The sequence below is a fragment of the Selenomonas sp. ND2010 genome (genome assembly GCF_000702005.1).
Lineage (GTDB): Bacteria > Bacillota > Negativicutes > Selenomonadales > Selenomonadaceae > Selenomonas_A.
In genome coordinates, this window is the sequence record NZ_JNKI01000053.1 from 1 (window position 1) to 7499 (window position 7499).

General features: G+C 47.3%; 7 protein-coding genes. 6 read left to right on the forward strand and 1 reads right to left on the reverse strand.

The features are described from left to right. Positions 1-355: 355 nt before the first annotated feature. Positions 356-1726: an acetyl-CoA carboxylase biotin carboxylase subunit gene (locus T504_RS0111850; protein ID WP_033171274.1), complete on the reverse strand. Its 1371-nt coding sequence runs from the start codon at positions 1724-1726 to the stop codon at positions 356-358. Between the two features lie 354 nt (positions 1727-2080). Between T504_RS0111850 and uvrC the strand changes: the two genes are divergently transcribed. The 6 genes from uvrC (at position 2081) to tadA (ending at position 7241) form a co-directional block, all read left to right on the forward strand. Next, the gene (gene uvrC, locus T504_RS0111855) at positions 2081-3922 is read left to right on the forward strand and encodes an excinuclease ABC subunit UvrC (RefSeq protein WP_033171275.1); all 1842 of its coding nucleotides are present in this window, start codon (positions 2081-2083) and stop codon (positions 3920-3922) included. Then, positions 3919-4782, forward strand: coding sequence for a PHP domain-containing protein (locus tag T504_RS0111860; protein WP_033171276.1), 864 nt, complete (start codon positions 3919-3921; stop codon positions 4780-4782). The genes uvrC and T504_RS0111860 overlap by 4 nt, the downstream gene beginning before the upstream one ends. A gap of 82 nt (positions 4783-4864) precedes the next feature. Continuing rightward, a complete protein-coding gene (gene rd / locus T504_RS0111865) occupies positions 4865-5026 on the forward strand; it encodes a rubredoxin (RefSeq protein ID WP_033171277.1) in 162 nt (53 codons plus the stop codon). A gap of 287 nt (positions 5027-5313) precedes the next feature. After that, the gene (locus T504_RS0111870) at positions 5314-6282 is read left to right on the forward strand and encodes a malate dehydrogenase (RefSeq protein WP_033171278.1); all 969 of its coding nucleotides are present in this window, start codon (positions 5314-5316) and stop codon (positions 6280-6282) included. Positions 6283-6472: 190 nt separating this feature from the next. Continuing rightward, positions 6473-6760 (forward strand): hypothetical protein, encoded by a 288-nt coding sequence (locus T504_RS0111875; RefSeq protein ID WP_033171279.1) that lies wholly within the window; start codon positions 6473-6475, stop codon positions 6758-6760. Between the two features lie 10 nt (positions 6761-6770). Further along, on the forward strand, positions 6771-7241 hold the full coding sequence (gene tadA, locus T504_RS0111880) for a tRNA adenosine(34) deaminase TadA (protein ID WP_033171280.1): 471 nt from the start codon (positions 6771-6773) through the stop codon (positions 7239-7241). The last annotated feature ends 258 nt before the right edge of the window (positions 7242-7499 follow it).

Here is a 7499-nt window from a genome sequence, read left to right on the forward strand (position 1 = left end):
TCAGCCGCCGCTAGGGGCAGTGCCATAAACGAAGCGTTTGATGTTTTCCGTGAAGAACGAAATTTTTATCCTCACCGTTCGTCGAAAAATTGCTACCGTTCAAGCGAAGCGCGTTTTGCAACTTTTTCGATGCTTAATTTAAGATAAAAATTTCGTTTAGGAAAACATCTCCCGTGGAGTGTTGGCACTGCCCCTAGCGGCGGCGAAGAGCTGCTTCGAATGAGGCTCCGCTAACCTGCAAACTGTAATTGGTAAAAACTACGTGGATAAATTCGTAAAAGCCTCCATAAGTTAGATGAATCCATCTAACTTATGGAGGCTTTTATATTTTATGTCAATATAAAGAGATTTTTGCTTATGCGAAGTATTTGCCCTTATTGTCTTCTTCCTGTGCCTCATAGACCGCGATACGGTTTTTGATGAACTGGGTATCGATGTTACCCGTGCGGAAGTAAGTATCCTTGAGAATCTTCTTGTGAAGGGATACCGTGGTCTTTACGCCATCGATGCGGAATTCCTTCAAGGCGCGTTCCATGATTTTGATTGCGTCACCGCGCGTACGGCCATGAACGATAATCTTGGCAATCATCGAATCGTAATACGGCTCGATGGCAAGACCAGCCGTTACGCCGCTGTCAAAACGGACGCGTGGGCCGCTCGGTTCATGCAGGAAGGTGATATCGCCCGGGGATGGCAGGAAGTTGTTGTCTGGGTCTTCGGCGTTGATACGGCATTCGATAGCATGGCCGGTGAAATGAACATCGTCCTGCGTGAATTCAAGTGCTTCACCAGCTGCAATGCGAATCTGCGTACGGACGAGATCGATGCCCGTGACAGCCTCTGTAATGCCATGCTCAACCTGGATACGCGGGTTGATTTCCATGAAGTAGAATTCGTTGTTGGAAAGGTCAAGCAGGAACTCTACCGTACCGATATTGGAGTAGTGGACGCTTTTAGCAGCCTTGACTGCCAACTGACCAACACGTTCGCGCATATCCTGAGTCAGGGCAATCGACGGCGATTCCTCTAGCAGCTTCTGGTTGCGGCGCTGCAGGGAGCACTCACGCTCGCCGAGGTGGAGAACCTCACCGTAGTTATCGGCAACAATCTGGACTTCTACGTGGCGGGACCGCTCAATGTAATGCTCGAAGTAGTATTTCGTCTTAGTGATATCGACGAGCATGGAGAGGATGTTGCGCAGGTCGTCTTCATTGTGAGCTACGCACATGCCTTTGCCGCCACCACCCGATACCGGTTTAAGGATGACCGGATAGCCGACTTCCTTAGCCACTTCAATAGCTTCTTCGTTGCTGGTCAGTGGATCGCTGCCTTTAGCCATAGGGATACCAGAAGGAGCGATAGAAGCACGGGCGATATCCTTGTCACCTACGAGGCGAATCGTTTCCGGCATGGGGCCAATCCAGGTGATCCCCGCATTGGTTACCTGTTCGGCAAAATCCGCATCCTCGGAGAGAAAGCCATAGCCTGGATGAATGGCATCGGCCTGAGCCTGTTGGGCAGCAGCCAGCAGGGCATCTTTGTTCAGATAGCTTTCCATGGCATCAGCTGGGCCTACGCAGATAGCCTGATCCGCCAGCTGGACATGCAAAGCATTGGCATCAGCCTCGGAGTAGACAGCAACGGTTTCGATGTCCAGCTCCTGGCAGGCACGAATAATACGAACGGCGATTTCGCCGCGATTTGCGATAAGTACGCGTTTAAACATAGGATTACCTCCTAGATTTACAAGTAATTGATATTATTGACACTTATTTAATATGGTTGTAAAGCAACAGGTATTAGAACCAGATGCTAAAGCAACTATGTCATGAATTGTAGCACAATTTATTTGACGGGTCAATGATAAAGTGAAGGTATAAATCTAATGCTTCAAAAGAATAATGAATCTTGTATACAAATATGTCAGAAAGTTTTTGGTTTTATATAATAGCTTTCGCTGTCGCAGGATGGATTTTAGGTTGTCAGGAAAATGCTAAGGGAGAGGAAGTTTTTTCGTGCTTGTTTTTTTTCATAGTTATATGCTAAATTGTGATAAGATAGGAGGAAGGGAAGTGAATTTATGACTGATATTGTGGCAGAAAAGCTTAAACTGCTGCCGGAAAATCCTGGTGTATATATAATGAAAGATGCGAATGGCAGAATCATTTATGTGGGGAAGGCCGTGGTACTCAAGAATCGCGTGCGCCAGTACTTCCAGTCGAATAAGAATCATACGCCTAAGGTTCGGGCGATGGTCTCACATATCGCTGATTTTGAATTTATCATGACCAATACGGAGGTTGAGGCACTGATTCTTGAATGTAATCTCATCAAGAAGCATCGGCCACGTTATAATATTAGTCTCAAGGATGACAAAACCTATCCGTATGTCAAAGTTAGCGTACAAGAAGAGTTTCCCCGCGTTTTTATTACGCGACGGGTGTTAAAAGATGGGGCAAGATATTTTGGCCCATACACCAATGCGACAGCGGTGCATGAGAGTTTGAAGCTGTTGCGGCGATTGTTCCCCTTGCGTACGTGTAAACATCTTCAGGAACGTCCGTGTCTGGAATACCATATCAAGCGCTGTCTGGCGCCCTGTGCGGGAAATGTAGATAAGCGTGAATATGATGCAATGATTAAAGCGGTGCTGTTATTTCTCGAGGGACGTACGGAAGAGGTCGAACGGGAACTGCAATATCGCATGGATAAGGCAGCAGCTGCCTATCATTATGAAGTGGCCGCAAGACTGCGTGATCAATTGTTAGCGGTGAGAAAGATTGCCGAGAAGCAAAATATTGTGACTGGCTCTGGGGATCAGGATGCCGTTGGGATGGCGCGGTCGGAAATCGGCGTGGCGGTACAGATATTCTTTATTCGTGCTGGCAAAATGATTGGCCGGGAACATTTTTTACTGCGCGGCAGCGAAGAGGAAAGCGATGAGGCAATTTTGACAGCCTTTTTGCAACAGTATTACCATCGTGCGGCATTCGTACCACGTGAAATCCTGCTGCCGCTGGAGCTGCCGGAAGACGAGCGAACGCTTATGGAGGCTTGGTTATCAGAAAAAAAGAAACGAGCGAAGGTACAGTTGCTTTGCCCGCAACGGGGAACGAAGCATGACATTGTAGTCATGGCAGCTGGTAATGCCGATAAATATCTTAAAGACGAGGCAGCTCGTATCAAGCAGGCCAATGCACAGACCCGAGGGGCCGTGGAAGAGCTGGGAAAATATTTGGGATTGAAACGTCCGCCCGAGCGTATGGAGTGCTTTGATATCTCACATATTCAAGGAAGTGAGACGGTAGCATCGATGGTGGTTTTTGAAGGCGGGCTTCCGAAAAAATCCGATTATCGCCGTTTTAAGATCAACAGTACGGAAGGGAAACCAGATGATTTCTTATCCATGCGTGAAGTCACAACGCGGCGTTATGTAGGACTTCCTGAGGAGGAGTTGCCAGATCTTATCGTTATCGATGGCGGCAAAGGACAATTATCTTCGGCATTGGAAATCATTCGGCAGCAGGCTGGGCATAAGAATGTGCCAGTGGTAGGCCTGGCCAAGCAGTTTGAATTGGTGTTCAAGGAGGGCGAGTCTGAGCCAGTAGTGTTGCCACGTCATAGTCAGTCGCTATATTTAATCCAGCGCATTCGCGACGAAGCCCATCGGTTTGCCATTACGTATCATCGTAAGCTTCGTGGCAAACGGAATCTTGTCTCGGTGTTGGATCATATTGTGGGAATTGGTCCGAAACGCAGGCAGGCACTCTGGTCACATTTTGGGACTTTAGCTAAGATTAAGGCAGCTAGTGTGGAAGAATTAGCGGAAGTTGACGGGATGAATCGGCCGTCGGCCGAGGCAGTATATAATTTCTTTTTAGCTCAGGAGAGTTTTCGAGGAAAGGAAAAAGAGAAGAAATGAAGTTCGTAGATTTACATGTTCATTCCCTGGTATCGGATGGCAGTTTTTGTCCGGAGGAGTTGGCGAAGCAGGCAAGTGCGGCAGGTTTGTCGGCGTTTACGCTGACGGATCATGATAATATTGCTGGTAATGAAGCAGCAGCTGCTGCGGCCAAAGCAGCTGGCCTTGAATTTATCAACGGGATGGAGCTGTCCGCCGAATATAATGGGCGTAAAATCCATATAGTCTGTTTGGGCTTTGATCCCGAGCATCCGTCCTTTCAATTGATTTATCAACGGATTCGTTCCATCAAAGAGGGGCGGATTCCTGAAATGATAGACTTCGTCGCGCATAAGGGCGTGGATATTTCCCTGGAGAAGGTAAAAGAATTTGCGCAGGGACGTCCCATCGACCGGTATGCAATCATGCGGTATTTGGTTTCCCTTCAGTTGTATGACCGGGCACAGCCCCTTTGGGATAATTATCTTGACCCGGCAGCTGTTGCGTTGGGCCTCGATGTGAATATCACGGCGGAGGAAGCTTTGCCACGGATACGGGAAGCGGGAGGCGTGACTTCGCTGGCACATTTCCACAAAGACATTGGACTCAAGGGGCTCACGCGCAAGGAGCAGGAAACTGCTATTCTACATCTGCACAGCATGGGATTAAATGGCATGGAACGCTTCTATCCGAATTATTCGGCGGACGATGCTGCCTTTGCTGGATATATGATAGAAAAGTATGATTTGATGCCTACGGGCGGAACGGATTTTCATGGTGCCAATCGCCCGAATGTTGCTATGGGAACTGGCATTGGTGGTAACATGGCGGTGCCGTATGAGTTCTTTACTGGTGTACAAAAGCGCTGTGGCATAATTTAATTTAGACTTGGCAGGATTTTATTTTGAATGGGGCGAACCCTTCCTATAGGACGATTTTAGTTGTATTGTTAGGAGGGGCATTATGAAAACTTGGGTTTGCACTGTATGTGGCTGGATTTATGATGAAGAAAAGGGAGATCCGGATTACGATTTGGCACCAGGCGTACCATTCGAAGAGCTGCCAGATGATTTTGTCTGCCCACTCTGTGGTGTGGGTAAGGAGGACTTTGAAGAACAGTCCTGATGGGATAAAGTTTAGTGGTTTTTGCACACTGTCGACGGGAAAGAGATCCCTTTTAGAAAGGGGTCTCTTTTGTTGTCTGACTAATTATTAGCAGGTCATAAGAATATAATCTTAATTTATGATAAAATAAAAAATCTAAAGGAAAAAGATTGATTTTTACAACCGACTTTGTTATAATTTACACGTAATGAATCATAAGTGTGATTCATGATAAAAGGCATTCCGAAAGCGGTTTCTGTTATGGTAAATCAACAGGCCGTTTTCAAATTATAAGGAGGCAATTTATTATGAAAGTAACAGTTGTTGGTGCAGGTAATGTAGGTGCTACCGTTGCAAATGTTCTTGCAGTCAAGAATTTCTGCAGCGAGGTTATGCTCGTGGATATCAAAAAGGGGTTTGCCGAAGGCAAAGCTATGGATATCATGCAGACGGCTCATATGCTGAACTTTGATTCGACGGTTGTCGGTGTAACGGCGGAAATCGGGGATGAGAACGGCTATGCTCCGACGGCTGGTTCTGATGTAGTTGTCATCACTTCCGGCATGCCGCGTAAACCAGGCATGACTCGTGAAGAGCTGATCGGTGTCAACGCTAAAATCGTAAAGAGCGTTGTCGATCAGGCTGTAAAATATTCTCCGAATGCTATCTTTATCATCATTTCCAACCCGATGGATACGATGACCTTCCTTACGCTCAAGGATTCCAAACTGCCGCGTAATCGTGTCATTGGCCAGGGCGGTATGCTCGACAGCAGCCGTTTCCGTTATTTCTTGTCCAAGGCTCTGCAGGAAGCAGGCTATCCGGCTACGCCGACGGATATCGATGGCATGGTTATTGGTGGTCACAGCGACAAGACGATGGTCCCACTCACGAGCATTGCTACGTATCGCGGCATTCCGGTCACGAATTTCCTTTCCAAAGAGCAGCTGGATGATGCTGTTGCCCAGACGAAAGTTGGCGGTGCTACGCTGACGGGCTTGCTCGGTACTTCTGCTTGGTATGCTCCAGGTGCTGCTGCTGCTGCTATGGTTGAGGCTATCGCGCTGGATTCCAAGAAACTCATGCCGTGCTGCGTATACCTCGACGGCGAGTATGGTGAGAAAGACCTCTGCATCGGTGTTCCAGTTGTCCTCGGCAAGAATGGTATGGAAAAGATTGTCGAGTATAAACTCGAGGGCGATGAGAAAGCGAAATTCGATGAGAGCGTAGCTGCTGCCCGCAATACGAATTCCAAACTGGGTGACGCTCTGAAATAAGCTTTGCGTTGCTAAGTTGCCATAGTAAGTGAGATAGGAAGAACCTGCACGTTGGTGCAGGTTCTTTTTTACTATGAAATTTATAAAAAAGTAGGTCAAAAGACTTAATTTTTATCAGAAAGTTGACGATATATAAATTGTAGGGTAATATTGATTGCATTAACAGAAATGCACCGAGGAGGTGTTTACTGTGGTAGACCGTATTGAGCGGGTATCCGCTTTGAAACCTGTTGAGTCAGGAATTGGAAAATTCTTCGAACGCAAGGAAGGTTATGAGGATAATCCCAAGAGTAAAAAGCAGTTTGCGGAGATTCTTGATCATGAGCTGGAAAAAGAGGCACGGCCGGATAATGAAGCAGGGCCGGGAGTACCGAATGCTTATCGATTGGAACTAAGGGCTCGGCCAACGCAGTCGCTGTTTTATCAAAATGAGGTAGATCTTAGCAAGGCAGAAGGGAAGATACACGACGCTGGATGACGAGAAGTATATGAGAATGGCGCTGGAAGAAGCGCAGTTGGCCTATGATAGCGAAGAGGTGCCAATCGGAGCCGTGCTTGTGGATGAGAACGGCTCTGTGGTGGCGCGTGGGCATAATATGAGAGAAACTTGGCATGATGCGACGGCACATGCAGAGCTTATTGCGATTCAAGAGTGTTGTAAAAATTTGGGACGTTGGCGTTTATCGGGGCTGACGCTATATGTGACGATTGAGCCGTGTCCGATGTGTGCCGGAGCAATTGTCATGAGTCGTGTGGATCGTGTTGTCTATGGCAGTACCGATGCTAAGGCTGGTGCGTGTGAGTCTGTATTCAACATTCCCGGCAATCCAACGCTTAATCATCGCCCTGAGATTACGGCTGGAGTCCTGCAGCAGGAATGTGCCGATATCATGAAACGCTTCTTCAAGATGCGCCGTGAGCAGCGCAAGGCCGAAAAACAAAAGAACAACGAAGAATAAAAAGACGGTAAAAACTTTACGGCGGCATAAAATGCAGAATCCACCATAAGTCAGCTTGATTAGTCTGACTTATGGGGGATTCTGCTAAATTATCCACGCACTTTTTACAAATTACAGTTTATCGGTTAGTGGAGCCTCATTCGAAGCAGCTCTTCGCCGCCGCTAGGGGCAGTGCCAACACTACGCGGGAGATGTTTTCCTAAACGGAATTTTTATCTTAAATTAAGCATCGAAAAAGTTGCAAAACGCGCTTCGCTT

Excerpts from the sequence above, each read along its gene's own strand:
- tadA (WP_033171280.1), top strand. The coding sequence starts at position 6,771 with ATGAGAATGGCGCTGGAAGAAGCGCAGTTGGCCTATGATAGCGAAGAG.
- T504_RS0111870 (WP_033171278.1), top strand. The coding sequence starts at position 5,314 with ATGAAAGTAACAGTTGTTGGTGCAGGTAATGTAGGTGCTACCGTTGCA.
- T504_RS0111860 (WP_033171276.1), top strand. The coding sequence starts at position 3,919 with ATGAAGTTCGTAGATTTACATGTTCATTCCCTGGTATCGGATGGCAGT.
- rd (WP_033171277.1), top strand. The coding sequence starts at position 4,865 with ATGAAAACTTGGGTTTGCACTGTATGTGGCTGGATTTATGATGAAGAA.
- T504_RS0111850 (WP_033171274.1), bottom strand. The coding sequence starts at position 1,726 with ATGTTTAAACGCGTACTTATCGCAAATCGCGGCGAAATCGCCGTTCGT.
- uvrC (WP_033171275.1), top strand. The coding sequence starts at position 2,081 with ATGACTGATATTGTGGCAGAAAAGCTTAAACTGCTGCCGGAAAATCCT.